Annotated in this window: 26 protein-coding genes and 1 tRNA gene; 11 read left to right on the plus strand and 16 right to left on the minus strand. The window is 69.8% G+C overall.

The genetic code is table 11. From position 1 onward, the window contains the following. The first annotated feature begins 69 nt into the window (after positions 1–69). From proP to BA175_RS21075, 4 genes are all read left to right on the plus strand, one after another. Positions 70–1,566: a glycine betaine/L-proline transporter ProP gene (gene proP / locus BA175_RS21065; protein ID WP_069172975.1), complete on the plus strand. Its 1,497-nt coding sequence runs from the start codon at positions 70–72 to the stop codon at positions 1,564–1,566. A 149-nt stretch (positions 1,567–1,715) separates the two neighbouring features. Beyond that, entirely contained in the window at positions 1,716–2,342 is a 627-nt protein-coding gene (locus BA175_RS29875) for an HNH endonuclease (RefSeq protein ID WP_079159707.1), read from the plus strand. After that, a complete protein-coding gene (locus tag BA175_RS21070; RefSeq protein ID WP_079159708.1) occupies positions 2,339–3,214 on the plus strand; it encodes an HNH endonuclease signature motif containing protein in 876 nt (291 codons plus the stop codon). Before BA175_RS29875 ends, BA175_RS21070 begins: the two co-directional genes overlap by 4 nt. Then, positions 3,192–3,266: transfer RNA gene (locus tag BA175_RS21075), tRNA-Leu, on the plus strand. The genes BA175_RS21070 and BA175_RS21075 overlap by 23 nt, the downstream gene beginning before the upstream one ends. A gap of 52 nt (positions 3,267–3,318) precedes the next feature. On the opposite strand, the gene rdgB is transcribed toward BA175_RS21075, so the two are convergent. The 4 genes from rdgB to BA175_RS21095 form a co-directional block, all read right to left on the minus strand. Continuing rightward, a complete protein-coding gene (gene rdgB / locus BA175_RS21080; protein ID WP_069172976.1) occupies positions 3,319–3,921 on the minus strand; it encodes an RdgB/HAM1 family non-canonical purine NTP pyrophosphatase in 603 nt (200 codons plus the stop codon). A gap of 19 nt (positions 3,922–3,940) precedes the next feature. Then, positions 3,941–4,339: a hypothetical protein gene (locus BA175_RS21085; RefSeq protein ID WP_069172977.1), complete on the minus strand. Its 399-nt coding sequence runs from the start codon at positions 4,337–4,339 to the stop codon at positions 3,941–3,943. 102 nt (positions 4,340–4,441) lie between these two features. Further along, on the minus strand, positions 4,442–5,179 hold the full coding sequence (rph, locus tag BA175_RS21090) for a ribonuclease PH (RefSeq protein ID WP_069172978.1): 738 nt from the start codon (positions 5,177–5,179) through the stop codon (positions 4,442–4,444). A 177-nt stretch (positions 5,180–5,356) separates the two neighbouring features. Then, on the minus strand, positions 5,357–5,590 hold the full coding sequence (locus BA175_RS21095) for a glucose PTS transporter subunit EIIB (RefSeq protein WP_014046255.1): 234 nt from the start codon (positions 5,588–5,590) through the stop codon (positions 5,357–5,359). A 216-nt stretch (positions 5,591–5,806) separates the two neighbouring features. Between BA175_RS21095 and BA175_RS21100 the strand changes: the two genes are divergently transcribed. Both BA175_RS21100 and BA175_RS21105 read left to right on the plus strand, forming a co-directional pair. Then, positions 5,807–7,066, plus strand: a complete 1,260-nt coding sequence (locus tag BA175_RS21100) for a PTS transporter subunit EIIC (RefSeq protein WP_069172979.1) — start codon at positions 5,807–5,809, stop codon at positions 7,064–7,066. A 252-nt stretch (positions 7,067–7,318) separates the two neighbouring features. Continuing rightward, positions 7,319–8,572: a PTS transporter subunit EIIC gene (locus BA175_RS21105; protein ID WP_069172980.1), complete on the plus strand. Its 1,254-nt coding sequence runs from the start codon at positions 7,319–7,321 to the stop codon at positions 8,570–8,572. Positions 8,573–8,824: 252 nt separating this feature from the next. On the opposite strand, the gene BA175_RS21110 is transcribed toward BA175_RS21105, so the two are convergent. After that, positions 8,825–9,577 (minus strand): MBL fold metallo-hydrolase, encoded by a 753-nt coding sequence (locus BA175_RS21110; RefSeq protein WP_069172981.1) that lies wholly within the window; start codon positions 9,575–9,577, stop codon positions 8,825–8,827. A gap of 171 nt (positions 9,578–9,748) precedes the next feature. On the opposite strand from BA175_RS21110, the gene BA175_RS21115 reads away from it, so the two are divergent. Further along, positions 9,749–10,219, plus strand: coding sequence for a type II toxin-antitoxin system PemK/MazF family toxin (locus BA175_RS21115; protein WP_069173156.1), 471 nt, complete (start codon positions 9,749–9,751; stop codon positions 10,217–10,219). Positions 10,220–10,491: 272 nt separating this feature from the next. Here BA175_RS21115 and BA175_RS21120 read toward each other — a convergent pair whose 3' ends face one another. The 7 genes from BA175_RS21120 to clpS all read right to left on the minus strand — a co-directional run bounded on the left by BA175_RS21120 (position 10,492) and on the right by clpS (position 15,516). Further along, complete coding sequence (locus BA175_RS21120) at positions 10,492–11,442, minus strand: PLP-dependent cysteine synthase family protein (protein ID WP_069172982.1); 951 nt, start codon at positions 11,440–11,442, stop codon at positions 10,492–10,494. After that, entirely contained in the window at positions 11,442–11,720 is a 279-nt protein-coding gene (locus BA175_RS21125; RefSeq protein ID WP_069172983.1) for a MoaD/ThiS family protein, read from the minus strand. The genes BA175_RS21120 and BA175_RS21125 overlap by 1 nt, the downstream gene beginning before the upstream one ends. A 114-nt stretch (positions 11,721–11,834) precedes the next feature. Then, positions 11,835–11,948, minus strand: a complete 114-nt coding sequence (locus BA175_RS32225; protein WP_368073321.1) for a putative leader peptide — start codon at positions 11,946–11,948, stop codon at positions 11,835–11,837. Between the two features lie 122 nt (positions 11,949–12,070). Next, positions 12,071–12,505: a Mov34/MPN/PAD-1 family protein gene (locus BA175_RS21130; protein WP_069172984.1), complete on the minus strand. Its 435-nt coding sequence runs from the start codon at positions 12,503–12,505 to the stop codon at positions 12,071–12,073. Positions 12,506–12,661: 156 nt separating this feature from the next. Then, positions 12,662–14,092, minus strand: coding sequence for an amino acid permease (locus BA175_RS21135; protein ID WP_069172985.1), 1,431 nt, complete (start codon positions 14,090–14,092; stop codon positions 12,662–12,664). Positions 14,093–14,572: 480 nt separating this feature from the next. Further along, positions 14,573–15,157, minus strand: a complete 585-nt coding sequence (locus BA175_RS21140; RefSeq protein WP_069172986.1) for a DUF2017 domain-containing protein — start codon at positions 15,155–15,157, stop codon at positions 14,573–14,575. 41 nt (positions 15,158–15,198) lie between these two features. Continuing rightward, complete coding sequence (clpS, locus tag BA175_RS21145) at positions 15,199–15,516, minus strand: ATP-dependent Clp protease adapter ClpS (protein WP_069172987.1); 318 nt, start codon at positions 15,514–15,516, stop codon at positions 15,199–15,201. A 79-nt stretch (positions 15,517–15,595) separates the two neighbouring features. Here clpS and BA175_RS21150 point away from each other — a divergent pair, with 79 nt between their 5' ends. Continuing rightward, positions 15,596–16,924 (plus strand): nicotinate phosphoribosyltransferase, encoded by a 1,329-nt coding sequence (locus BA175_RS21150; RefSeq protein ID WP_069172988.1) that lies wholly within the window; start codon positions 15,596–15,598, stop codon positions 16,922–16,924. Positions 16,925–17,240: 316 nt separating this feature from the next. Further along, the gene (locus tag BA175_RS21155) at positions 17,241–17,825 is read left to right on the plus strand and encodes an isochorismatase family protein (RefSeq protein ID WP_069172989.1); all 585 of its coding nucleotides are present in this window, start codon (positions 17,241–17,243) and stop codon (positions 17,823–17,825) included. 182 nt (positions 17,826–18,007) lie between these two features. Here BA175_RS21155 and BA175_RS21160 read toward each other — a convergent pair whose 3' ends face one another. After that, on the minus strand, positions 18,008–18,367 hold the full coding sequence (locus BA175_RS21160) for a hypothetical protein (protein WP_069172990.1): 360 nt from the start codon (positions 18,365–18,367) through the stop codon (positions 18,008–18,010). A 123-nt stretch (positions 18,368–18,490) separates the two neighbouring features. Next, positions 18,491–20,890, minus strand: a complete 2,400-nt coding sequence (locus BA175_RS21165; RefSeq protein ID WP_069172991.1) for an immune inhibitor A domain-containing protein — start codon at positions 20,888–20,890, stop codon at positions 18,491–18,493. Between the two features lie 378 nt (positions 20,891–21,268). Here BA175_RS21165 and BA175_RS21170 point away from each other — a divergent pair, with 378 nt between their 5' ends. Beyond that, positions 21,269–21,565 carry a hypothetical protein gene (locus BA175_RS21170; protein WP_069172992.1) on the plus strand — a complete coding sequence of 99 codons (297 nt, stop codon included), beginning with the start codon at positions 21,269–21,271 and terminating at the stop codon, positions 21,563–21,565. 27 nt (positions 21,566–21,592) lie between these two features. On the opposite strand, the gene BA175_RS21175 is transcribed toward BA175_RS21170, so the two are convergent. Beyond that, on the minus strand, positions 21,593–22,243 hold the full coding sequence (locus tag BA175_RS21175) for an RDD family protein (protein ID WP_069172993.1): 651 nt from the start codon (positions 22,241–22,243) through the stop codon (positions 21,593–21,595). Between the two features lie 240 nt (positions 22,244–22,483). After that, a complete protein-coding gene (locus BA175_RS21180) occupies positions 22,484–24,115 on the minus strand; it encodes an RDD family protein (RefSeq protein WP_069172994.1) in 1,632 nt (543 codons plus the stop codon). Between the two features lie 213 nt (positions 24,116–24,328). On the opposite strand from BA175_RS21180, the gene BA175_RS21185 reads away from it, so the two are divergent. Continuing rightward, positions 24,329–24,805: an SsgA family sporulation/cell division regulator gene (locus BA175_RS21185; protein WP_069172995.1), complete on the plus strand. Its 477-nt coding sequence runs from the start codon at positions 24,329–24,331 to the stop codon at positions 24,803–24,805. The last annotated feature ends 207 nt before the right edge of the window (positions 24,806–25,012 follow it).

Here is a 25,012-nt window from a genome sequence, read left to right on the forward strand (position 1 = left end):
TCCGGTTTGCGAACGCCATAACAGCGCAGAAGCCTTTCCTGGAACACCCTTCGAGGAAAGGAACCGGCCATGGCGGCCTCCGACCCCCACCAGGCGGCCGACCCTGACGCGGTCAAACGCCACCCCGCGCTCTTCCGCGCCATCAGGAAGCGCCAGAACCCCCGGCTCCGTCGCACCGACATCACGATCACCGACGACCAGGCGGTCAAACGCGCGGTGAAGGCGGCGTCACTCGGTAACGCCATGGAGTGGTTCGACTTCGGCATCTACTCCTACCTGGCCGTCACCATCGGGCACGTCTTCTTCCCCTCGGACAACGACACCACCCAGCTCCTCTCCTCGTTCGCCACCTTCGCCGTCGCCTTCCTCGTACGCCCACTCGGGGGAATGTTCTTCGGGCCCATGGGCGACAAGATCGGCCGCAAGAAGGTCCTCGCCCTCACCATGATCCTCATGGCGATCGGCACCTTCGCGATCGGCCTGATCCCCTCCCACGACACCATCGGCGTCTGGGCCGCGGTCCTGCTCATCTTCTTCCGCATGCTCCAGGGCTTCTCCACCGGCGGCGAGTACGGCGGCGCCTCCACCTTCATCGCCGAGTACGCCCCCGACAAACGCCGCGGATTCTTCGGCAGCTTCCTCGAGTTCGGCACCCTCGCCGGGTACGTCGGCGCCGCAGGCCTCGTCACCGCCCTCTACGCCCTGCTGGACACCGGCCAGATGGAGTCCTGGGGCTGGCGCGTCCCCTTCCTCGTCGCGGGCCCCCTCGGCCTGGTCGGCCTCTACCTGCGTCTGCGCCTGGACGAGACCCCCGCCTTCCAGAAGCTGGAGGGGGGCACCGCGCACGCCACCGAGGCCGCCGACCACGTCGAGTCCACCGCCAAGGGTGACCTCGCCAAGATCTTCCGGCAGTACTGGCCGACCCTGATCCTCTGCATCGCCCTCGTCGGCGCGTACAACATCGCCGACTACATGCTGCTGTCGTACATGCCGACGTACCTCTCCGACGAGCTCGGCTACAGCGAGACCCACGGCCTGCTCATCCTGCTGGGCGTCATGGTCCTCCTGATGCTGGTCATCAGCCGGTTCGGCAAGCTGTCGGACCGCTTCGGCCGCAAGCCCCTGCTGATGACCGGCATGCTCGGCTTCCTGATCCTCTCCCTGCCGTCGTTCCTGCTGATCCGCCAGGGCAGCATCCCGGCGATCGCCATCGGCATGCTCCTGCTGGGCTTCTCGCTGGTCTGCATGCTGGGCACGATGTCCGCCGCGCTCCCCGCCCTCTTCCCGACCAACGTCCGCTACGGCTCCCTGTCGGTCGGCTACAACCTCTCGGCTTCGATCTTCGGTGGCACCACCCCGCTGGTGATCACCGCCCTGATCAGCTGGTCCGGCTCGAACCTCATGCCGGCCTACTACGCCATGGCGGCGGCCTTGGTCGGCGTGATCGCCGTGGCCTGCATGAAGGAGACCGCCAACAAGCCGCTGGACGGCTCCCCGCCCTCGGTGGAGACGGCGGAGGAAGCCGCGGAGCTGGTCCACGCCCAGAGCCCGGAACCGAAGTTCTGACGCACGCACGCCCCTGCGGAAGGGCCGGTACCGCCACAAAGCGGCACCGGCCCTTCCGCATCTCATCGCATTCTGGACGTGACCATCCGATAAGCGGTTCGTTGCTCCGTACGAGGCCGCGAACGCGTGGCCGGAATGCAGAGGGGGACATGCCGGCTCGGTACACCCGCGAGCTGCTCGAAGAAGCGGCACGCGAGACGACCAACTGCAACGACGCCGTTCGGTGGTGCGGAGGAACACCGACACCAGGGAGCAGACGCTACTTGCGGGCCAAGATGTCGGAATCAGAGATCGACATCTCACACTTCACCGATCCCAGAGTGCGCCACACAGAAGAGAGGTTGCGCGAATTGGTGGCCTGCTCCAGGAGCGTGGCGGAAGTCGTTCGCCGACTGGGTATCAACCCGGTTGGAGGGAACCAGGCCCACATCGGCCGCCGGATCGCCACCCTCCGAATCGACACATCGCACTTCTTACGCGCACCCCGAGGCCGCCCAAAAGGCGCCTTGGGCAGCCCCCTGACCCTGGGCTCTCCGTCGAACGGCAGAATCCCCGGCGACCGCCTGCACCGGGAGCTTCTCCGGACGGGCATCGCGGAGTTCTGCGCCCTATGCGGCATCGGCACAGAGTGGAACGGCAGGCCACTGCGGCTCGAGGTCGACCACATGAACGGCGAATGGTGGGACAACCGGCCCGACAATTTGCGCCTGCTCTGCCCCAACTGCCATGCCGCTACGGATACCTACCGCGGGCGCAATCGACGGAAGCTCGCATGAGCGACCAGAACAAGTATCCGCGCGACTTGCTGACCCGGACCGCGGCCACCTCGACCAGCCTCGTCGACCTGCTCAGGCGATTGGGCGCGCCGCTGGGCAGCAGGCCTCTCCGCTACGTGCGCGATCGACTGAAGCTCTACGGCATCGACACCACGCACTTCGTCGACGAGGCTCTCCCGGAACGACAGCGGCGGTCATACACGCGGGAACTCCTCGAGGAAGCCGCCATCCACGCGCACAGCATCCGGGAAATGCTGGAGTACATGAACGTCCCGCCTGATGACGGGCCCTACGGCCACATCAGGAAGAGGCTCGACCGCCTAGGGATCGACACCTCACACTTCACGGACGGCCGCAGGTACGGGCCACCTCTGACCTCCCGACACGAACTGGCTTCTGCCATCGGGAAGTCCAAAAGCATGGCCGGAGTATTGGAGCATCTGGGCCATACGAACACCGGCGCGGCTCGCGCCCGCCTAGAACGGAGTCTCGCCGAACACGGCCTCTCAACCGCCCACTTCACCGGACAGGGACACACCAGAGGCTCCAGCTCTCCTCACCGCAAGGCTGCATCCGAGATCCTTCAGCGCCGGGAGTCCGGCGCCGCACGGACCCGAACCACACTCCTGCGCCGTGCACTCGATGAGATCGGACGCCCGCGCGTGTGTTCCGCGTGTGGCATCGGGGACACCTGGCAGGGCAAGCGTCTGGTACTGGAGATCGATCACATCAACGGTGACCATCTGGACAATTGCCGGGAGAACCTGCGCTACTTGTGTCCGTCATGCCACAGCCAGACCGCAACCTTCTCAAAGCGGCGAAGGTACACCCAGTACAGTAGTGAAACGCGGGCCCGTACCCCAGCAGGCTAGAGGGCGCCGGCTTAGAACCGGTGTGTCGTGGGTTCAAATCCCACCGGGCCCACAGGCGAAATGAGGCCTTTACCTTCACATCGAAGGTAAAGGCCTCATTTCTGTCAGCCCACCAGCTCCCGCACCACCGGTACCAGCGCCCGGAACGCCTTCCCCCGGTGGCTGATCGCGTTCTTCTCCGCCGGGCTCAGCTCCGCGCAGGTCCGGGTCTCGTCGTCCGGCTGGAGGATCGGGTCGTAGCCGAAGCCGTTCGTGCCGGCGGGGACGTGGCGCAGGATGCCGGTGAGGCGGCCCTCCACCACGCGTTCCGTACCGTCGGGGAGGGCGAGGGCGGCGGCGCAGGCGAAGTAGGCCCCGCGGTGAGGCTCGGCGATGTCGGAGAGCTGGGCCAGGAGCAGGTTCAGGTTGGCGCGGTCGTCGCCGTGGGTGCCGGCCCAGCGGGCCGAGAAGATGCCGGGGGCGCCGCCGAGTACGTCGACGCAGAGGCCGGAGTCGTCGGCGACGGCCGGGTGGCCGGTGGCGCGGGCCAGGGCGTGGGCCTTGAGGAGGGCGTTCTCGGCGAAGGTGACGCCGGTTTCCTTCACGTCGGGGATCTCGGGGTAGGCGTCCGCGCCGACGAGTTCGTGGGTGAGTCCCGCGTCGGCGAGGATCGCGTGGAGTTCGGTGACTTTCCCGGCGTTGCGGGTGGCGAGGATGAGGCGAGTCATGCCTCGATTATCACCGGGGTCACGGCGTGCAGATTTTGCCCATCTCGGTGGCGGCGTCGGTGACGGGCGTGATGTCGGGGGTGGCGTCGCCCTTCTCGAGGGAGGCGCGGACGTTGGTGACGCCTGCCTGGAGGTCGTCGACGGCCTTGCCGAGGTCGGCGTCGTCCGTGGTGTCGCCGAGGTTCTCGAGTTCCTTGTCGATCCGGTCCAGTGCCTCGGACGCCTGCGTGGGGTCGTCGGAGGCGCTGGATATCGCCTGCTGGAGGTTGTCGACGCTGGTGGCTATGGCGTCGGCGGTGCGGACGCAGTCGAGGGCCTTGTCGACGGCTCCGCAGCCGACCGCCGCCACGAGGGTCAGCAGGGTGGCGGTGACGGCGAGCGCGGTGCGGTGGTGGCGGCTGTGGCGGCGCGAGGCCATGGTGCGGTCCCTCCCCGGGGGCGGATACGTGGACGGGCGCACGGTTCGACCCGTGCGCCCGTATCCGCTACGACGCCGTGCGCTGCCTTCTTGGTTGCTTCTTTACTCGCCGAGCGTGCGGGCGAGCGCCTCGTTCTGCAGGGCCGCCAGGTCGGCGCAGCCGGCGGTGGCGAGGTCGAGGAGGGCGCTCAGTTCGGTGCGGTCGAAGGGCTGGGCCTCGGCGGTGCCCTGCACCTCGACGAAGCGGCCGTCGCCGGTGCAGACGACATTCATGTCGGTCTCGGCGCGGACGTCCTCCTCGTAGCAGAGGTCGAGGAGGGGGGTGCCGTCGACGATGCCGACGCTGATCGCGGCGACGGTGTCGGTCAGGGGCTTGCGGCCGTGCTTGACGATCTTCTTCCCCTGGGCCCAGGTGACGGCGTCGGCGAGGGCGACGTAGGCGCCGGTGATCGCTGCGGTGCGGGTCCCGCCGTCGGCCTGGAGGACGTCACAGTCCAGGACGATGGTGTTCTCGCCGAGGGCCTTGTAGTCGATGACCGCGCGCAGGGAGCGTCCGATGAGGCGGCTGATCTCGTGGGTGCGCCCGCCGATCTTGCCGCGTACGGCTTCGCGGTCGCCACGGGTGTTGGTGGCGCGGGGGAGCATGGAGTATTCGGCGGTGACCCAGCCTTCGCCGCTGCCCTTGCGCCAGCGGGGGACGCCTTCGGTGACGGAGGCGGTGCAGAAGACCTTGGTGTCGCCGAAGGAGACGAGGACGGAGCCTTCGGCGTGCTTGCTCCATCCGCGTTCGATGGTGACGGGGCGGAGCTGGGCGGGGGTGCGGCCGTCGATACGAGACATGGCGTCGAGCCTATCGGCTGGTGGGGATGACTCCGTTCGGGTGCTCGTGCGGGGAGGGCGGGGCCTGTGACGCCGCGGGCCCCGTTCCCGGGCCGTGGGGGCGGCGGGAGCGGGGCCTGCGGTGCGGGACGGGTGGGACCGCGGTGGGTGAGCCGGGGTGGGCCGTGGGTCAGGAGGTCACATCATGTCTTCGATGTCGGCGGCGATGGGGTCGGCGTCGGTACCGATGACGACCTGGATCGCGGTGCCCATCTTCACGACGCCGTGGGCGCCGGCGGCCTTGAGCGCGGCTTCGTCGACCTTGCTGGGGTCGTGGACCTCGGTGCGGAGGCGGGTGATGCAGCCCTCGATCTCGTCGATGTTGTCGATACCGCCGAGCCCGGCGACGATCTTCTCAGCCTTGCTGGCCATGTCCTTCTCCTGGTCTGTGCGTGCGTGGGCGGCCCACCGTGGGTCCGTTTCGTCAAGGTAACGCACGGTTGGCCCACCTTCACGGGCGGGTAACCGCACGGTCCCCGATGATGACGTGACCGGCGCCCTGCCTGCAGGCGGGCTCCGACCGTACGACAACTGGTCTACACCAGTATGCGACGCCTGCCAAACCTGGCGTGTTCCGGGAGGATGCCGATGAGTGCGAGCCCGGCTGCGGCACCGCAGCGTGCGTGGTGGAACGGGCCGGTGCAGGGCTTGCAGAAGGTGGGCCGGAGCCTGCAGTTGCCGGTGGCCGTGCTGCCTGCGGCGGGCCTGCTGGTGAGCCTGGGCAACCTGTTCGACTCCTCTCTGCACGGCACCTTCTGGGACAAGTTCGCCACCGTCCTGCTGAACGGCGGAACGGCGATCCTCGACGGCCAGGTGGGTCTGCCCCTGCTCTTCTGCATCGGTGTGGCGATCGGATTCGCGAAGAAGGCCGACGGTTCGACGGCGCTGGCGGCGGTCGTGGGCTTCCTCGTCTACCGGGGCGTGCTGGCCGCTTTCCCCGTGGCCGACTCGGTGACCGCGGCGACCCCGGACGGCGTCCCGCAGAACCCCGGCGTCCTGGGCGGCATCATCATCGGCCTGCTCACGGCGGTGGTCTGGCAGCGCTACCACCGCACGAAGCTGGTCGACTGGCTCGGCTTCTTCAACGGGCGCCGACTCGTGCCGATCCTGATGGCGTTCCTCTGCGTGGTCCTGGGCGTCCTGTTCGGGCTGCTGTGGCAGCCGGTGGGCGACGCGCTGACCTGGTTCGCCAAGCACCTGATCGACCTCGGCGCCTGGGGCGCCGCGATCTTCGGGTTCGCGAACCGGCTGCTGATCCCGATCGGCATGCACCAGTTCCTGAACACCTTCTTCTGGTTCCAGGCGGGCGAGTTCACGGGGAGCGACGGCAAGACCGTACAGGGCGACATCTCCCGCTTCTTCGCGGAGGACCCGACGGCGGGGCAGTTCACCTCGGGCTTCTTCCCGATCATGATGTTCGGCCTGCCGGCGGCGGCTCTGGCGATCGCCCACACCGCACGGCCGGAGCGCCGCAAGGAGGTCGCGGGGCTGATGCTGTCCGTGGCCCTGACGTCGTTCGTGACGGGGGTGACGGAGCCGTTGGAGTTCTCGTTCCTGTTCGTCGCGCCACTGCTGTACGGCGTCCACGCGGTTCTCACCGGCGTGTCGATGGGGGTCACCTGGGCCTTCGGGGTGCACGCGGGGTTCAGCTTCTCCGCGGGGCTGATCGACTACGTCGTCAACTGGCACCTGGACACGAAGCCGTGGCTGATCATCCCCATCGGGTTGTGTTTCGCGGTGATCTATTATGTTGTCTTCCGGTTCGCGATCACCACGTTCGATCTCCAGACCCCCGGGCGAGAGCCCGTCGAGGAGGAGAGGAAGACGGAGGAGGACCTCACGAAGTAGAGGCTCTCCCCGTTCCGCAAGGCCCTCGGACCCGCCGGTCCGGGGGCCTTCGCCGTGTCACCCACGGTGGTGACGGAACTACAGGGCAAACAGGGAGGGAATTGCAGGTTCCTTATCTATCCCTCACCGTGCTAAAACTGGTCTACACCACTGAGTGGTCCAGACCACGCGGCCGTCCCCCGCCGCGTTCCTCGAGTCGCCGCCCCCGGAAATCCCGTCCCTGGCGGCGCCTTGCCTTACTGGAGGAAGTTGATGAGTACGGACACCGCTGCGGCGGCGGCTCCCGCGAAGAAGCGGGGCTCCGGCGTGTTCCAGGGCCTGCAGAAGGTGGGGCGCAGCCTGCAGCTGCCGATCGCCGTGCTGCCTGCGGCGGGCCTCATGGTGCGGCTGGGACAGCCGGACGTCTTCGGCGCCGACGGCCTCGGCTGGGACAAGGTCGCCGCGGTATTCGGCAACGCAGGCGGCGCGATCACCGGCAACCTGCCGATCCTGTTCTGTATAGGTGTCGCCATCGGCTTCGCGAAGAAGGCCGACGGGTCCACCGCCCTCGCCGCCCTTGTCGGCTTCCTGGTGTACAGCAAGGTCCTCGAAGCCTTCCCGGTCACCGAAGCGGTGGTCCAGAAGGGCGCGGACGTCGCTGCGACTTACAACGACCCGGGAGTGCTCGGCGGCATCATCATGGGCCTGCTGTCCGCAGTCCTGTGGCAGCGGTATCACCGCAAGAAGCTGGTCGACTGGCTCGGCTTCTTCAACGGCCGCCGTCTCGTCCCGATCATCATGGCCTTCGTCGGCGTGATCGTCGGCGTGTTCTTCGGCTTGGTCTGGGAGCCCATCGGCGAGGGCATCGGCAACTTCGGTGAGTGGATGACCGGTCTCGGCTCGGGCGGCGCCGCCCTGTTCGGCCTGATCAACCGCGGCCTGATCCCGATCGGCATGCACCAGTTCGTCAACACCGTCGCGTGGTTCCAGCTCGGTGACTTCACCGACGCCGCCGGCGAGGTCGCACACGGCGACTACGGCCGCTTCCTCGCAGGCGACCCGTCCGCCGGAATGTTCATGTCCGGCTTCTTCCCCATCATGATGTTCGGCCTCCCGGCCGCGGCCATCGCCATGGCCCACAGCGCCCGCCCCGAGCGCCGCAAGGCTGTGATGGGCATGATGATTTCCCTGGCGCTGACCTCGTTCGTCACCGGTGTGACGGAGCCCATCGAGTTCTCGTTCATGTTCATCGCACCGCTGCTGTACGTGATCCACGCCGTCCTCACGGCTCTCTCACTCGCCGTCACCTGGGCCCTCGGCGTGCACGCGGGCTTCAATTTCTCGGCCGGTCTCATCGACTACGCCCTCTACTGGAAACTCGACACCAAGCCGTGGCTGATCATCCCGATCGGTCTGGTCTTCGCGGTGATCTACTACGTGGTCTTCCGCTTCGCCATCACGAAGTTCAACCTCACCACCCCGGGGCGTGAGCCCGAGGAGGAGGTCGAGGACCTCACCAAGGCGTAACCCGGACGGTGTACGACGAGGGCCTCCACCTCCCGAACAGGGATGGTGGGGGCCCTCTTCGTGCCCGGCTCCCGGTGCCCCTCCGGACCCAGTGCCGTGATCGGCAATGTTTGCCCCATGAGGAGCGTCGTCCGGCGCGTGCGATCGCAAGGCGGCCGGAAGTCCTGGTAGCGGAGCTACCAGGACTTCCGGCCAACGAGGTGAGCGTGCGTGCTGGGCGGCGGGACGGGGTAGAGCTTGCCGGGAGGGGCGCTAGATCTCGTACACCGCGCCGGGCGCGGCGAGCTCGACCGGGCCGGCGTAGACCTCGCGTGCGTCGGCGAGGTTGCGTTCGGCGTCCGTCCACGGCGGGATGTGCGTGAGGACCAGGCGTCCGGCTCCGGCGCGTGCGGCGTACTCGCCCGCTTCGCGGCCGTTGAGGTGGAGGTCCGGGATGTCCTCCTTGCCGTGGACGAAGGAGGCTTCGCAGAGGAACAGATCGGCGTCCTCGGCGAGTTCGGCCAGCGCTTCGCAGGTGCCCGTGTCTCCGGAGTAGACGAGGGAGCGGCCGTCGTGTTCGATGCGAATGCCGAACGTGTCGACGGGGTGGCGGACTTTCTCGGTGCGGACCGAGAAGGGGCCGATCTCGAACGAACCCGGCTTGAGCGTGTGGAAGTCGAAGACCTCGCCCATGGCGTGGTCGGACGGGGTGTCGCCGTGGGCGGTGGTCAGCCGCTGCTCGGTGCCCTCGGGTCCGTACACGGGGATGGCGGCGGGGCGTCCGCCGTCGAAACGGTAGTACCGCACGACGAAGTACGCGCACATGTCGATGCAGTGGTCGGCGTGGAGGTGGCTGAGGAAGATGGCGTCGAGGTCGTAGAGACCGACATGGCGCTGCAGCTCGCCGAGGGCGCCGTTGCCCATGTCGAGGAGCAGCCGGAAGCCGTCGGCCTCTACGAGGTAGCTCGAGCACGCCGAACCCGCGGAGGGGAACGAGCCGGAGCAGCCGACGACGGTGAGCTTCATGGAGCGTGAACCTCCGGGAGTGGGTACGGGGAGGGTTCGTGCGGTCCGTCGAGCGTAAGGCGCGAAACCGGTGGTCGCTCCTCCACGGCCTGTCGTTGTGGGGGAACTCACCTGTGCTGTCACCGGTTCGACGGAAGCCCCGGGGCGTGGGGACACGGGTACGGTCGGGTGATGAACACGTGGTGGTGGGTGGCACTGGCCGCCGTCGTCCTGCTGGCTCTCGTGGCGACGGTCTCGGACGCGCGGGGGCGGGGCGGGCGCGGTCCGCGAAGGCCGGGCGGGCGGACACGGCCGCCGGGGCGGGCGCCGGAGCGGGTGCGGGGACGACCGCACGGGGTGCCGCGGCCGGGGGAGATCTGGTGGGCGGACGTGCCGTTCGAGGACGGGCCCGGGTCCAAGGACCGGCCGTGTCTCGTGCTGTCGGTGCGGGGCGGCACGGTGGTCGTCGCCAAGATCACCAGCAGGCGTCACGAGGAGCGGCCGGGGGTGATCGCGCTCCCGCCGGGAGCGGTGGGGGACGCGCGGGGGCGGCGGAGTTACCTGGAGACGGACGAGCTGCGGGACGTTGCGGTGTCGGGGTTCCGCCGGAAGGCGGGCGAGGTGGACGCGTCGGTGTGGGAGCGGGTGCGGGGGCTGGGCTAGCTCCCGACTCCGGGCGCGGACCGGACTGCTGGCACGCGGGCCGGGGATCCGTACGAGTGGTCGGTGGCGCCCGCCCCGGCCGGGCTATCTCCGGACTCCGGGCACGTGCTGCGGGACGGGCACTCCGGGGGCGCTGACTCGCGGGCCACAACTCCATGCGTTCCGCGCGGCGGGCTCCGGGCTCGGGGACGGCGGTGCGGGGTGGGCCTGGTGATCAGGTCCGCCCCGCGCCGTGAGCCGTGGTGTCCGTCGTGCCTGTGGTGGCTGGTGGGTCACGCCCAGAGCTGGCCGTGCAGCGTCTCGATGGCGGCCTCCGTGGTGGGGGCGGTGTAGACGCCCGTCGACAGGTATTTCCATCCGCCGTCGGCGACGACGAACACGATGTCGGCCTGCTCGCCGGCCTTGACGGCCTTCCGGCCGACGCCGATCGCGGCGTGGAGTGCGGCGCCGGTGGAGACGCCCGCGAAGATGCCCTCCTGCTGGAGCAGTTCGCGGGTGCGGGTGACGGCGTCGGCGGAGCCGACGGAGAAGCGGGTCGTGAGGACCGAGGCGTCGTAGAGCTCGGGGACGAAGCCCTCGTCGAGGTTGCGCAGGCCGTAGACGAGGTCGTCGTAGCGGGGTTCGGCGGCGACGATCCTGACGTCCGGCTTGTGCTCCCGAAGGTAGCGGCCGACGCCCATGAGGGTGCCGGTGGTGCCGAGGCCGGCCACGAAGTGGGTGACGGAGGGGAGGTCGGCGAGGATCTCCGGCCCGGTGGTGGCGTAGTGCGCGCCCGCGTTGTCCGGGTTGCCGTACTGGTAGAGCATCACCCAGTCGGGGTGCTCGGCCGCGAGGTCCTTGGCGACGCGTACAGCGGTGTTGGAGCCGCCCGCGGCCGGGGAGGAGATGATCTCGGCACCCCACATGGCGAGCAGGTCGCGCCGTTCCTGCGAGGTGTTCTCCGGCAGGACGCACACGATGCGGTAGCCCTTGAGCTTGGCCGCCATGGCGAGCGAGATGCCGGTGTTGCCGCTGGTCGGCTCGAGGATGGTGCAGCCGGGGGTGAGCCGGCCGTCCTTCTCCGCCTGCTCGACCATGTGGAGCGCGGGGCGGTCCTTGATCGAGCCGGTGGGGTTGCGGTCCTCGAGCTTGGCCCAGATGCGGACGTCCTCGGAGGGGGACAGTCGCGGCAGGCGGACCAGGGGCGTGTTGCCCACGGCGTCCAGCGGGGAGTCGTACCTCATCAGCGCATGCCGCCGGCGACGGCCGGGAGGATGGTGACGTTGTCGCCGTCGGCCAGCTTGGTGGAGATGCCGTCGAGGAAGCGGACGTCCTCGTCGTTGAGGTAGACGTTCACGAAGCGGCGGAGCTTGTCGCCGTCGACGATGCGCTCACGGATGCCGTTGTGGCGGCTCTCCAGGTCGGTGAGGAGGTCGGCGAGGGTGTCTCCGTTGCCCTCGACGGCCTTGGCGCCGTCGGTGTAGGTGCGGAGGATGGTCGGGATGCGGACCTCGATGGCCATGGCGTGGGCTCCTGTCGAAAGCGTGGAGGTGGCGCGGGGACACGCGTTCGCGGCCCCCGCGCAGGGGGTGGTGTGTGGGTGAGGGCGCTCGGACCCGGGGTCAGGCCGTGCGGTTCACGGGCATGCCGCGGCGGGACACATCGCGCTGGAGAGCCTGCACAGGTCGACGTGCAGCCGCGCGACGAGCAGCATGCCCGGCGTCTTGTCGCTCACGTCATGGGAAACCATGCGCTCATCGTATCGATTCCCCACCCGGAACCATGAGTGTGATCCCGCATCGTGGACGGTGAGCGTTCGCCAGGCGGACAGAAGGGCGGGGGGTGAGGCGACCGGCCCCGCTTTCCGTGCGGTCAGGCGGTCGAGGGGTAGGCCTCGACGATCTCCACGTCCTCCTCCGTGATCTCGCCGTCCACGATGCGGTACGAGCGGAACTGGAAGGGGCCCGCCTCGTCGGTGTCCGCGGTGGAGACGAGCACGTAGTGGGCGCCGGGCTCGTTGGCGTACGAGACGTCGGTGCGGGAGGGGTAGGCCTCGGTCGCCGTGTGGGAGTGGTAGATGATCACCGGCTCCTCGTCGCGGTCGTCCATGTCGCGGTACAGCTTCAGCAGGTCCGTGGAGTCGAACTCGTAGAACGTGGGTGAGCGCGCGGCGTTGAGCATCGGGATGAAGCGTTCGGCGCGGCCGGTTCCGGCCGGGCCCGCGACCACTCCGCACGCCTCGTCGGGGTGGTCGGCGCGGGAGTGCGCGACGATCTGGTCGTGGAGCGCCTGGGTGATGGTCAGCATGGCGCCAGGATAGGACGGGCCCGCCGCGGGCGGAGAGGCGCTCCCGCGCCACGGCCGCCGGGAGCGGAGAGGCCCTCCCGTACCGAGGTGCGGTACAGGAGGGCCGGATGCCGGACACCGCCGTCGGGCGGCCGGTGACCTGTCGCCGTGCGCGGGTCAGCGCTTGGCGAAGGAGGCGTTCTCGGGGTTGCGGGCCTTGAGGACCAGGTACGAGACGCCGAGGATGAGCCCCCACAGGGGTGCGCAGTACAGCGAGATCCGGGCGTCCTTGTCGATGGCCATCATGACGACGACGAGACCGATGAACGCGAGGGCGAACCAGCTGCTGAAGGGCGCACCGGGCGCCCGGAACGAGGACCGGGGCAGTTCACCGCGGTCGGACCTGGCGCGGTAGCGGATCTGGCAGACGAGGATCATGATCCAGGCCCACATGCCGGAGATGGTGGCGAAGGAGACGACGTAGGTGAAGGCGTCGCCGGGCCACTGGTAGTTGATCCACACGCCGACGAGCATCAGAGCTGCGGAGAAGGTGGTGCCGGTCAGCGGCAGGCCGTTCTTCGTGAGCCGGGTGAACGCCTTCGGCCCCTGCCCGTTGAGTGCGAGGTCGCGCAGCATGCGGCCGGTGGAGTACATGCCGGAGTTGCAGGAGGAGAGCGCTGCGGTGAGGACGACGAAGTTGACGATCGCGGCGCCGATGCCGAGGCCCATCTGCTCGAACGCGGCGACGAAGGGCGAGACACCGGGCTTGAACGTGCTCCAGGGCACCACGGAGAGGATCATGATGAGCGCGCCGACGTAGAAGACGGCGATGCGCCACGGCACGGTGTTGATGGCCTTGGGCAGAACCGTCTCGGGGTCCTTGGACTCACCGGCGGTGACGCCGACGAGTTCGACGGCGAGGAACGCGAACATCACGATCTGGAGGGTCATCAGGGTGCCGCTGATGCCCTCGGGGAAGAAGCCCCCGTCGTTCCAGAGATTGGCGACGGTCGCGGTGTCCCCGGCGTCGGAGAAGCCGACGGTGAGTACGCCGGCGCAGATGAGGATCATGCCGACGATCGCGGTGACCTTGACCATCGAGAACCAGAATTCGAGTTCACCGAAGACCTTGACCGAGATCAGGTTGGCGCCGTACAGGATGAAGGTGAAGACCAGTGCGGACAGCCATTGCGGGATATCCCACCAGTACGTCATATAGGTGGCTGCGGCGGTCACTTCGGTGATTCCGGTGACGACCCAGAAGAGCCAGTAGGTCCAGCCGGTCACGAATCCGAAGAAGGGGCCGAGGAATTCGCGTGCGTACTCCGAGAAGGAGCCCGACACGGGGCGGTACATGAGGAGTTCGCCCAGGGCGCGCATAATGAAGAAGATGACCAGGCCGGCGATGGCGTACGCCAGGATGAGGCTGGGTCCGGCCCGGTCGATGGCTTTGCCCGCGCCGAGGAAGAGGCCGGTGCCGATGGCGCCGCCGATGGCGATCATCTGGATCTGCCGGGCTCCCAGACCGCGCTGGTAGCCCTCGCCCGCTGTGGTTTCGGCGGCCTCGGGGCCGCCGGCCTGTCCGTTGTCGACCTGCGCCGATGTCATGGTGGTGCGCCTTTCTCCACGCTGATCCGCGCCGTCGCAGACTCGGATCAGGTCCTGATCCCCCCGGATATGGATGGAGTGCCACCGGCGTTCGGCCGGCTCTTGACGCCCCCGGGGACAGGGGTGGCGTCCCCGGGCGGTCGTGAAGATCTATCACGTGTACCCGGAAGATCCACCGGACATCATGTGGCGCAGGTCACAGGAAAAAGCGGACAAGGGTTTCCAGCCGCTGCAAAAAAGGCCGTTCAGGTGACGGGATCGTTATTCCGATTTGAGCCGCCGTTGAGCCGTCGGCGGACGGCGCCCGCCCGGTCCGCGCGGGCCGCCGAGGGCCGTCCCGCATTCCCGGTACGCCTGCGCGCGGCGTCGTCCGCGGCGCGGCGCACGACGGAGGACGTCTGCCTACCGGATTACCCGTGGACGACGCGGCGAGGTGCCGTAGCCGTCGGCGGGCGCCCGCCGGGAATTGCGGGGCAGCCCTTACGGCATCAGCGTTTCCACGAGCGTTTCCTGAAGGGCGCCGAGCCAGAGGTAGGCCATCACCATCGGTTTGCGGGGATCGCTGTCGGGGAGGCGGTAGAGGGAGCCGTCCTGGCCCTCGTCCTCGTCGGACACCTCCAGGCGGGTGCCGATGGTGAGGCGGAGGTCGTTGAGGGAACCCAGCCAGTTGCGGCACTGGTCGGCGGTGAGGCTGAGGACCGCGCCGTCGTCCCCGACGGGTCCCAGCGCGTCCAGGGTCCGCACGACGGCGAGGGCGTCCTCACGCTTGCGGGTGCGCAGGTCGTTCTCCGTGAAACGGCGGAACTCCGCCGACGCCTCGCGCAGCTCCTTGTCGTCGTCCCCGTAGGCCTCGGGGAAGAGCCTGGCCAGGGCGGGGTCGGTGGGCGGTTCGCTCGGCCCCTCGGCGAAGAGGGCGGCGAGGGGGTCCTCGCCCTCGGCGGGCTCGTCGCCGGGGCCGATGAGTTCGAGCAGCTGGACGGCGAGGGAGCGCAGGATGGCGATCTCGACCTCGTCGAGCGCGACGGCCGCGCCGCCGCCGGGGGTGGCCTCGAAGTGGCCGGCCATGAATTCTCCGATGGTGGGTCGGACGGAGGGGCAGCGGTGGGTCAGTTGCGGTCCTGGGTCAGCGTGGCCCAGAGGCCGTAGCCGTGCATGGCCTGGACGTCGCGCTCCATCTCCTCCCGGCTTCCGCTGGACACGACGGCACGGCCCTTCTGATGGACGTCGAGCATCAGCTTGTGCGCCTTGTCCTTGGAGTAGCCGAAGTAGGCCTGGAAGACATACGTCACATAGCTCATCAGGTTGACCGGATCGTTGTGCACCAGCGTCACCCAGGGGACATCGGGCTCGGGGACGGCGAAGGTCTCCTCGGCCGATTCGGGACGTTCGATCTCTACGGGGGCAGCAACGCTCACATGCCCCATGCTGCCACCAGGAGGGGGTCGGCGCACAAACGGAGGCCCCATCTCGTCAGTTTGACGAATAGGGAGTAGCATCCCCTTCATGAACTCAGCGGACCTTGGGCGACGGGTCGGTGTGCCGTCGACCGCGCTCTTCACCGACCAGTACGAGCTCACGATGGTGCAGGCCGCACTGAAGGCCGGCACGGCGGACCGGCGCTCCGTCTTCGAGGTCTTCACCCGGCGGCTGCCGGAGGGGCGCCGCTACGGCGTCGTCGCGGGGACCGGACGGGTGCTGGACGCGGTGGAGAACTTCCACTTCGACGACGAGATGCTCGCCTTCCTGCGTGACCGGCGGGTCGTGGACGACGCCACGGCCGACTGGCTGGCCGGCTACCGCTTCGGCGGGGACATCTGGGGTTACCCGGAGGGCGAGGTGTACTTCCCCGGATCGCCGCTCCTGCGGGTCGAGGGCTCCTTCGCCGAGTGCGTGCTGCTGGAGACGGTGATCCTGTCGATCCTCAACCACGACTCCGCGATCGCCGCCGCGGCGTCCCGGATGTCGGCGGCGGCGGGCGGGCGCAGGCTGATCGAGATGGGGGCGCGGCGCACCCACGAGCTGTCGGCGGTGGCCTCGGCCCGTGCCGCGTACGTCGGCGGTTTCCACACCACGTCGGACCTGGCGGCGGGCTTCCGGTACAACATCCCGACCGTGGGGACGAGCGCGCACGCCTTCACGCTGCTGCACGACAGCGAGCGGGACGCGTTCCGGGCGCAGGTGGAGTCGCAGGGGCGGGGAACGTCGCTGCTGGTGGACACGTACGACGTGGCCGAGGCCGTCCGTACGGCGGTGGAGGTTGCCGGGCCGGAGCTCGGTGCCGTACGGATCGACTCGGGCGATCTGCTGCTGGTCGCGCACCGGGTGCGGCAGCAGCTGGACGAACTGGGGGCCACGGAGACGAAGATCGTGGTGACCTCGGACCTGGACGAGTACGCGATCGCCTCGCTGGCCGCCGCGCCGGTCGACTCCTACGGGGTGGGTACGCAGCTGGTGACCGGGAGCGGGCACCCGACGTGCTCGATGGTCTACAAGCTGGTCGCGCGCGCGGGGTCGGCCGATCCCGCCGACCCGCTGGTGCCGGTGGTGAAGAAGTCGCTGGGTGCGAAGTCGTCGCGGGGCGGCCGCAAGTGGGCGGCACGCCGGCTGGACGGGGACGGAGTGGCCGAGGCCGAGGTGGTCGGCACCGGGAAGTTCGTGGCGGATCCGGCACTCCGGGAGCTCCAGGTGGAGCTGGTCAAGGGGGGCGAGGTGGTCGCCCGGGAGCCGCTCGAGGCGGCCCGGGAGCGGCACGTCGCCGCGCGGGCGGGGCTGCCGCTGTCGGCGATGCAGTTGTCGCGCGGCGAGCCGGTGATCCCCACCGAGTACGTGTGAGTGGGCCGGGAGGGCAGACCCGGGCGGTGTGCCCCTTCCCGCCGGCTCCGCCGAGTCTCCGAGGGCCGGGGTGTCCCGCGATTCCCGGTGGATCGGCGCGCGGCGCCGGATGCGGGGCCCCGCACGGCGGAGGACGTCCGCATACTTGGTGTACGGGGACGTGCCGACGACGCGGCGAGGTGCCGTGGCCGTCGTCCCGAGCCCGCCGTGAATCGCGGGACAGCTCTTAGGCTCTGCGGTATCCCCGCCGTCCGAGCGACCGCCGCCCGACCCCCGCCGAACGCCCGATTCGAACCCCCATCGAAGGACACCCGCCATGCATCGCGCATTGATCGTCGTCGACGTTCAGAACGACTTCTGCGAGGGCGGCAGCCTCGCGGTGGCGGGCGGTGCCGACGTCGCCGCCGCCATCACCGACCTGATCGGCCAGGCCCAGCCGGGTTACAGCCATGTGGTGGCCACCCGCGACCACCACATCGACCCGGGTGACCACTTCTCCGCGACGCCCGACTTCGAGCGTTCCTGGCCCGCGCACTGCGTCGCCGGTACCGAGGGCGTGGGCTTCCACCCGAACTTCGCCCCTGCCGTCGCCTCCGGGGCGATCGACACCGTCTTCGACAAGGGGGCGTACGCCGCCGCGTACAGCGGCTTCGAGGGGGTGGACGAGAACGGGACCGGACTCGCCCGGTGGCTCCGCGAGAGGTCCGTCACCGAGGTGGACGTCGTCGGCATCGCCACGGACCACTGCGTGCGGGCGACGGCCCTGGACGCGGCCCGAGAGGGTTTCGCGACGCGCGTACTGCTGGATCTGACCGCCGGGGTGGCCGAGGGGACGACGGACCGGGCCCTGGAGGAGATGCGTACGGCGGGTGTGCAGCTGTCCGGCAAGCCCGTCGTCTGAGAGCCTGCCGGGTGACCTGCGATCGAAAGGCGGACGCGGTCCGGTGCATGCGGTTCCAAGGCCCTGGAACGTTCGCGTAACGGAGCTACGAGGGCTTTTCGACGACACGGGAAGCGTGTGTGCCGGGGCGTTGCCGCTCGGTCGAAGGTCACCCGGCAGGCTCTGAACCGTCCCCGGCGGGTTCAGGCGGCCGGACGGGCCGGGCCTGCGTATCCGGCGGGGCCCAGCAGGGCCCGTATCGGGTGCCAGAGCTCCTGGTGGCGCGGCTCCTGGCCGGTCGGGGGCGCCGTCCGCCACAGCAGCCCGTCCGGGTGGTGCAGCACCGCGGTGACCTCGTCGGGAGTGGGCGGCTGGGTGTTGCCCCTGAGGTAGACGGCGCGCAGGCCGAGGTTGCGCAGCCGGGTCAGGGCGCGCGCCCGGTTGGCCGCGTGGACCAGTACGCGTACGGGGCCCGCGGGCCCCGTTCCTCCGGCCGGCCGGTTCAGTGCGACTGCCACCACCACCGTTCCGTTGGGCAGTCTGCAGAAACCTCCGCCTGCCATGCGTGGCGCTCCCCCCGTGAGACATCGTGTCAATAAGGATTCGGTAGGACGCACCTAAACACGATCGGCCGCCGCCCGCTAGAGGGCGACGGCCGATCATGTTCTGACCTGCTGGTTTTCGGACTACTTGCCCGAGGGGCCGACCTTCACGGTCATCGTGGAGCCGCTGAGCGGCTCGTCGACGATCGTGATCCGGGTGTTGGTGTCAGTGACCTGGACACTTCCGGTCGGATTCTCCTCGTACCAGTACGTGCCCTTGCGGTCGTCGAAGACCGGGACGCCCGGCGACGACTTGATCTTCAGCGCCACGTCCGCGTTGTGCAGCGTGAATCCCTTGTTCGGGTACCAGCTGAACGGCGCGTCGAACGGCTGGATCTTGTTGCGCAGGAGCGAGCCGTTGGTCCACTTGAGCGGCTTGGCGTGGGAGTCCACCGGGAGGATCAGGCCGTGGCCGGGGTGGACCGAGGTGTTGTTGTCCTTCTGGGAGGTGTCCCAGAGCCACACCATCAGGCCGTTCTGGTAGGCGTAGTGCTCGACCCAGTCGGGGCGGGTGGTGGAGAAGCCGAAGTTGTACGGGCCGACCTCGAGGGTCTTGTCGTACGAGACGTACTGGCGGTTCTCCGCGATGTAGTACTGCGGGTAGTCGTTGGTGAACGACTCTCCGATGCGGGAGAAGCCCTTGGCGGTCCAGCCGTTGTCGTCGCCCTCGGCGCCGTCCGCGAAGAGCGCGGTGCCGTCGGCGGTGACGGTGATGGCGTCGGCCGCGAAGCCCTTGCCGCCCGCTCCGCCGTCCGTCTGGTAGCGGAAGCGGAGGTCGATCTTCTTGCCCGCGTAGGCGTCCAGCGGGTACGAGAGCTTCTTGTACGCGCCGGAGACGTCGGTCAGGGCCGGCTTGTCGCTGGCGTCGCGCGGGATGGCCTTGCCGTCGGCGGTGCCGTCGAGCGCGGTCCAGGAGGCGCCGCCGTTGTCCGAGACCTCGGTGTAGAGGTAGTCGTAGTCGGCCTCGATGTCGTACCAGCCGGACAGGTCCAGCGAGGCGGACGTCCTGCCGGTCAGGTCGACCGAGCGGGTCAGGGTGTTCGACAGGTCGTCACCCATGTCGCTCCACCACTGCTTGGAGCCCTCGGCGGGCTTCACGACGCTCGTGGTCACGGCCTTCTCGGGCAGCTCGACGAGGAGCGCCTGCTTGTTCTTGGTGTTGTACTCCGACACACCGAGCTTGTGGGTCGACTTCGTGGCGGCCTTGGCCGTCGCGTAGTCGAGCCAGCCGAGCTGGAGCTTGTCCCAGGCGGTCATGTCGCCCGGCAGGTTGCCGATCTCCCCCTGGCCGGTGCCGAGCCACGAGCCCGCCGACATCAGGGACCAGAAGCCGACGGAGTTCTCGCCGCCGCCGGAGGTGTCGTACAGGTCCGGCAGGCCGAGGTCGTGGGCGTACTCGTGGGCGAAGACGCCCAGGCCGCCGTTCTCGGGCTGCGCGGTGTAGTCGCCGACCCAGATGCCCGTGTCGCCGATCTCGGTGCCACCGGCCTTGTTGCCGGCCGGGCCGGTCGCGCCGGCGTTGGTGCCGTAGGCGTACCAGCGGTGCGCCCAGATGGCGTTGGTGCCCTCGGCGCCGCCGCCCGCGGACTCGTCCTCGCCGGCGTGGACCAGCTGGAAGTGGTCGATGTAGCCGTCGGGCTCGTTGAAGTTGCCGTCGCCGTCGAAGTCGTACCGGTCCCACTGGTCGTACTGGGCGAGGTCCGCCTTGATCTGGTCGAGCGTCCGGCCCTTGGCCTTCTGGTCGGCGACCCAGGCGTTGACGCCGTCGCGGACGGTGTCCCAGACGTTGGCGCAGTTGGTCGAGCCGCAGTAGTTCGACCCGTAACGCGCCTCGTTGTAGGGCACCTTCACCCAGTCGGAGACCTCGCCGTCGACCGAGTAGCGCCCGGAGGACGTCTTCTCGTAGTACGTCTTGAGCGAGTCCTTGCCCTCACCCTGCCCGAAGTACAGCTCCTGGAAGTGCGCCTGGCTGTAGTCGGCCTGCCAGGCGGTGCTGTTGTCCTTCTCGGGGTCGGGCTCGGCTATCCGGTTGTGCAGGGGGCCGGGCGTGCCGCCGTACTTCTTGACGGGCGGCTTCGGGCCGTCCCCGTCGGGGTCGAACATCGTGGTGTCGTCGACCTTGTCGCCGAACTCCACGAGGATGGTGAAGATCTTGTCGGTCTTCTCACGGCCGAGCTCGACGTACTTGCTCTTGCCGAGCTTGACGACCTTGGAACCACCCCGGGTGGTCACCTTCTTGTCGCCGGACAGCACCTGCTCCAGCGCGGCCTGACGCTGGGCGTCGTGCTCCTTACTGAAGGGGCCGTCCAGGTCGTGCTCGTGCGCCTTGGCCGGCGCGGGATCGCGGCGGTCCACGAGGGAAGCGCCTGATCCCGACGTCCTGTCGTCGGCCTGCGCGGTGGCGAAGGCGGATGCCGTCGCGGCCGTGGCGGCCAGGGCCACGGCTACTGCGGTGGCTCGCAGCGCGCGTCGTGTAGTGGTCACTTGATGCAGTCCTCCCCGGCGTTCGCGTCCGCGGCCAGGAAGGGTGAAGCAGGGCCGCGCGCGTTGACGCGTCACAAGTGACGACATTTGATCGGAGTTACGAGAGAAAAGACAGATCTTGACTTGCACAGGCCAAGTGCACTATGCGGGAGCATCATTCCGTTATCCGGACGTTCACCCGGGAGCCCGGCGGACCGACCGGCGCGACCCGTACCCCGGTCGGCGACCGTGTGACCCAGTGCGCCCCCTGTGCACCGGCACCACGGGTCAGGTCCCGCTTACTACCCGTTCCCCGGGGGCATCCACCGTCGTAGAGTCGATCGACAGTGCGAACGTGTTGAGAGACCCCTATCCGACACCCTGAGGACGGACAACGCCATGACTCGTCCGACTGCCGCACAGATCTCCTACGGTTCGGTCACCGTCGTCGTCTCGGCCCTCGCCATGCTGCTGCTGTCCCGTACGGAGTCTGGCGTCGGCGTGGCCGTCATCTGTGTCGCCGCACTGGTCATCGGCGTGCTGGTGGCCGTGACCGTCCCGCTGCCCGGGCGGCCGGGTCCGGCCCGTCAGGAGACGGCCCCGTCACCTGCCCGCACCCGGCGCGTGCCCGACGGCGCCGGGACGGGTTCCGTACGCAGGGACGAGCGTGTCGGGGAGCACTCGCTGCACCGCTGACGCCGCGTCCGGCGCCACTGCGCCGCCTCACCGGACGACGACCACCACCGTCTTGCCCGCCTTGTCCTGCAGGCCCTGCCGGTAGGGCTTGTCGGTGAACATCAGGATGATGTTGATCAGCCACCACAGGCACGGGCAGCACAGCAGCGCCGGCAGCCACAGCACGACGGCCCGCATCAACGCGGAGCTCGTGTCCGGCACCGAACCGTCGTTGAGCATCGCCACGCGCATCTTCAGCAGCCGCTTGCCCGGCGTCCGGCCGTCCTTGTGCGTGAAGTACGTGTCGTAGGCGACGTAGGCCACCAGGGCGATGAGCGACCAGACCAGCTGGTGGCCGCTGTAGGCGCTGCCGACGGCGTTGCCGAAGTTGCCGTTCCCGTTGTCCCCGTTGTAATCGAGCGCGCCACCCCAGGGCAGCGAGATCAGGTACAGCGGGATCGAGATGATGAGGAAGTCGATCAGCCGCGCCAGGATCCGCTTGCCCGGCTCGGCGAGCGGCGGCATACCGGCCAGCGGATCGGCGCCGCCGTACGGTCCGCCCCCGCCGAACGGGCCGGGGTCGTACGGGGGCGGAGGCGGGCCGCCCGGCGGCGGGGGCGGACCGTAGGGCGGCCGCTTGGAAAAGGGATCGTCCCCAGGCGGCTGACCGGGTGGCGGCGGCGGTGGCTCGTTGCTCATGGGGGCAGTGCACCGCGGCCCGTGCGGGCCCGCAACGGCTGAGGTGCTTTCGGGGGACGGGGCGTCAGCACACGGGCGTACGGGGCGGCAGGGCGGGGGTGCCGGCACGGCCGGCGCGTACCTGCCTGCGTGTCAGGTGGCCGGGCGTCAGGCGGCGGAAGACGCCGGACGGTCTGCGTCCCCGCCCGGTCCAGGAAACGCCCCTGGTGCCGCCCCGGGGAACGCGACCCGGCCCGTGCCTCAGCCCGCGACGAAGGTCCGGGCCGCCTTGTCGTGCCAGCACTGGCGCCACGGCCGGTCGACCAGACACCACAGCACGTTGACCACGCCGACGACCAGCAGGCCCAGCACCCCGTACACCAGCCAGCGGCGCAGGGCGGCCCCGAGCGTGGGCGCCTCGTGGGACTCGATGTCGCGCACCTCGATGCCGCACAGCTTCTTGCCGAGCGTGCGGCCCCACCGGGCGGTGGGCAGGGCCTCCAGTACGCAGCCCAGCACGAGGAACGCGCCGATCACCGCACCGAACAGTCCGGCCGTGGTGGAGTCCAGCAGCCACACGGTGACGGTCTCGCCGGACTGCTTCGCCGCTTCGATCTTCCCGTCGATGTGCTCCACGGCCCGGGTGACCAGCGGGAATCCGACGGCACCGGCCAGTGCGCCGAGCACTACCGTGTCGAGGAGCCGTGCCGCCAGCCGCTTGCCGAGACCGGCGGGCCTGGCGGACGCCTGGGAGCGGGCCAGCTGCTGGAAGGGGTCGTCGACCGGGGGCTTCCAGGGCACCACGGGCTGCTGCCCCGGCCCGGCACCCTGCTGCTGCGCGGGTACCGGCTGCGGCTGCGGACGGGCCGTCTGTCCTGGCTGCGCGAGCTGGTGGACCTGCTGCGCCCAGGAGGCGGACCCGCCACCGGGGCCGGGCGTCAGAGGCGTGTGCGGTACGGGCGCCGGGGTCCGGGCCTGCGGCGGTGCGGGAGAAGGGGTGGGTACCCGCGGCGGTGCGGGGGAAGGCGTGGCCACCTGCGGAGGTGCGGGGGAAGGGGTGGGCGCCTGCGGGGTGGCCGGCTGCGGGGTGGCCGCGGGCGGCAGCGCCCGCATCGCCATCGTGCCGTCGGCGGGCGCGGGCCCGGACGCGCGGGGGCGCGGGGTGCGGGCTCCGCCCGGGTCGAGCGCGCGGATGGTGAGTGTGCCCTCGGACGGCGGGCGGCTCCCCTCCCCCGGACCTCCCGTCCGGTCGGCACGGACGGCTGCGGTCCCGTCGGGCACGTCACCCGCTCCGTCCCTCATCCCGGGCAGGGCGCCCCGAGCCGGATCGGAGCCGGGCACGCGGGGGTCGGCCGGAAGCCGGCGGGCCGCGGCGTCGCCCGCGGGCGCGGTGTCCGGGGGAGCCGCGTCCGGCCGGGTCGTCGAGGAGTGCGGGGCGCCGGCCGTGCGGGGGGCGGGGCCGCCCCAGGAGACGCGGTGGTCGTGCTCTCCCCCGAAGCCCGTCTGCCGGGCGGTGTCGGCCTGCCAGGCGGACGCCGGTTCGGGGCGGCTGCCGGCCGTGCCCGTCCCCCCGTCCCCACCGCCGAAGTCCCCCGCCTCCTCGACCTCGTCGAGGAACATCGGTCCGGTCTCGTCCACCGGGGCCGGCTGCTGCGCCGGCCGTCGGTCCGGCTGCCGGTCCGCCTGTCGGGGGGCGGCGTCCGCCGCCCGTGCGGCTGCCGTACCGCCCTGCTGCTGGGCGGCCGCCGTCCCGTCGCCCTGGGGCGCGGGCCGGCTCGTACCGGGGACCCATGACGCCCCGTTCCAGTACCGGACGTATCCGGGAATGGACGGGTCGGGGTAGTACCCCTCGCGGGGGCTTTCGTCACCGGGTGCCGGGGTTGGGGCGCTCATCACCGTGGTCCCGTATCTCTTCGAGGCCTCAATACAAGGGTCCACATCTATCAGACCGGCGCGTACCCCCGGGCCCGTCCTGACGTTTGGACCACTTTCAGGATCGTCGGAAGATTTTCCGGGAAGTCGCGTCATGGGCGGACAGCAGGGCTCTCTCTCCTTGTGCGGCCCGGTCGGAGGACCGGCCTCTACGACCAACGGAAGGTACGTGCCATGCGAGACGTCGTGGAACGCGAGCTGGAAATGATGCTCGTCCTGTCACCCGAGCGGTCCGTTCCCGTGCCCGCCCGGCTCTCCTACCTCACCGACGACCCGTACGCGGTGCACATCGCCTTCCACATCGGCTCGGAGTCACCGGTGCACTGGACGTTCGCCCGTGAGCTGCTCGTGGAGGGCGTGTTCAGGCCGTGCGGGAACGGGGACGTACGCATCTGGCCGACCCGGGTCGACGGCCGGGGCGTCATCTGCGTCGCGCTGGCCTCGCCGGACGGCAGCGCCCTCCTGGAGATGCCGTCGGCCGCCGTCTCCGCCTGGGTGGAGCGCACGCTCGTGATCGTGCCGCCGGGCACGGAGAACGCCCTGCTGGGCCTGGACGCGGCGCTCGCCGAGCTGCTCACCCCCCTGCCGGCCGACGACGCCTGGCTGACCGATCCGTGGGCCGCCGAGGACTCCCAGGACGGTGAGCCGTGACGGGCGCGGGCCGGGCCCGCACCGCGGACCGGGCGACCCGAAGGACCCGAAGGACCCGAACGAGCCTGGCCGGTGCGGTGGTCGGGCGGTCAGGCAGGGCGGAGGCTGTCGGCACGGTGCGGTGGGTTCTCCACCGGATCGCGGCCGGAGATCAGGACATCGCCCCCCTCGCGTTCGCCCCGCACCGCCGTCGGCCTGCCCTCAGCA

Origin of the sequence: Streptomyces griseus, from assembly GCF_001715295.1 — a bacterium.
Taxonomy (GTDB): domain Bacteria; phylum Actinomycetota; class Actinomycetes; order Streptomycetales; family Streptomycetaceae; genus Streptomyces; species Streptomyces griseus_G.

Coding starts and splice junctions, on each gene's coding strand:
- BA175_RS21095 (WP_014046255.1), bottom strand. CDS start 5,590: ATGGCCAGCAAGGCTGAGAAGATCGTCGCCGGGCTCGGCGGTATCGAC.
- proP (WP_069172975.1), top strand. CDS start 70: ATGGCGGCCTCCGACCCCCACCAGGCGGCCGACCCTGACGCGGTCAAA.
- BA175_RS21155 (WP_069172989.1), top strand. CDS start 17,241: ATGCATCGCGCATTGATCGTCGTCGACGTTCAGAACGACTTCTGCGAG.
- BA175_RS21135 (WP_069172985.1), bottom strand. CDS start 14,092: ATGACATCGGCGCAGGTCGACAACGGACAGGCCGGCGGCCCCGAGGCC.
- BA175_RS21140 (WP_069172986.1), bottom strand. CDS start 15,157: ATGGCCGGCCACTTCGAGGCCACCCCCGGCGGCGGCGCGGCCGTCGCG.
- BA175_RS21105 (WP_069172980.1), top strand. CDS start 7,319: ATGAGTACGGACACCGCTGCGGCGGCGGCTCCCGCGAAGAAGCGGGGC.
- BA175_RS21125 (WP_069172983.1), bottom strand. CDS start 11,720: ATGGCCATCGAGGTCCGCATCCCGACCATCCTCCGCACCTACACCGAC.
- rdgB (WP_069172976.1), bottom strand. CDS start 3,921: ATGACTCGCCTCATCCTCGCCACCCGCAACGCCGGGAAAGTCACCGAA.
- BA175_RS21170 (WP_069172992.1), top strand. CDS start 21,269: ATGACTCGTCCGACTGCCGCACAGATCTCCTACGGTTCGGTCACCGTC.
- BA175_RS29875 (WP_079159707.1), top strand. CDS start 1,716: ATGCCGGCTCGGTACACCCGCGAGCTGCTCGAAGAAGCGGCACGCGAG.
- BA175_RS21160 (WP_069172990.1), bottom strand. CDS start 18,367: ATGGCAGGCGGAGGTTTCTGCAGACTGCCCAACGGAACGGTGGTGGTG.
- BA175_RS21175 (WP_069172993.1), bottom strand. CDS start 22,243: ATGAGCAACGAGCCACCGCCGCCGCCACCCGGTCAGCCGCCTGGGGAC.
- BA175_RS21085 (WP_069172977.1), bottom strand. CDS start 4,339: ATGGCCTCGCGCCGCCACAGCCGCCACCACCGCACCGCGCTCGCCGTC.
- BA175_RS21070 (WP_079159708.1), top strand. CDS start 2,339: ATGAGCGACCAGAACAAGTATCCGCGCGACTTGCTGACCCGGACCGCG.
- BA175_RS21120 (WP_069172982.1), bottom strand. CDS start 11,442: ATGAGGTACGACTCCCCGCTGGACGCCGTGGGCAACACGCCCCTGGTC.
- BA175_RS21185 (WP_069172995.1), top strand. CDS start 24,329: ATGCGAGACGTCGTGGAACGCGAGCTGGAAATGATGCTCGTCCTGTCA.
- BA175_RS21115 (WP_069173156.1), top strand. CDS start 9,749: ATGAACACGTGGTGGTGGGTGGCACTGGCCGCCGTCGTCCTGCTGGCT.
- BA175_RS21150 (WP_069172988.1), top strand. CDS start 15,596: ATGAACTCAGCGGACCTTGGGCGACGGGTCGGTGTGCCGTCGACCGCG.
- BA175_RS32225 (WP_368073321.1), bottom strand. CDS start 11,948: ATGGTTTCCCATGACGTGAGCGACAAGACGCCGGGCATGCTGCTCGTC.
- BA175_RS21110 (WP_069172981.1), bottom strand. CDS start 9,577: ATGAAGCTCACCGTCGTCGGCTGCTCCGGCTCGTTCCCCTCCGCGGGT.
- BA175_RS21100 (WP_069172979.1), top strand. CDS start 5,807: ATGAGTGCGAGCCCGGCTGCGGCACCGCAGCGTGCGTGGTGGAACGGG.
- BA175_RS21130 (WP_069172984.1), bottom strand. CDS start 12,505: ATGCTGACCATCACCCAGGCGCTCCACGACCAGATCGTCGCGCACTCC.
- BA175_RS21180 (WP_069172994.1), bottom strand. CDS start 24,115: ATGAGCGCCCCAACCCCGGCACCCGGTGACGAAAGCCCCCGCGAGGGG.
- rph (WP_069172978.1), bottom strand. CDS start 5,179: ATGTCTCGTATCGACGGCCGCACCCCCGCCCAGCTCCGCCCCGTCACC.
- clpS (WP_069172987.1), bottom strand. CDS start 15,516: ATGGGGCATGTGAGCGTTGCTGCCCCCGTAGAGATCGAACGTCCCGAA.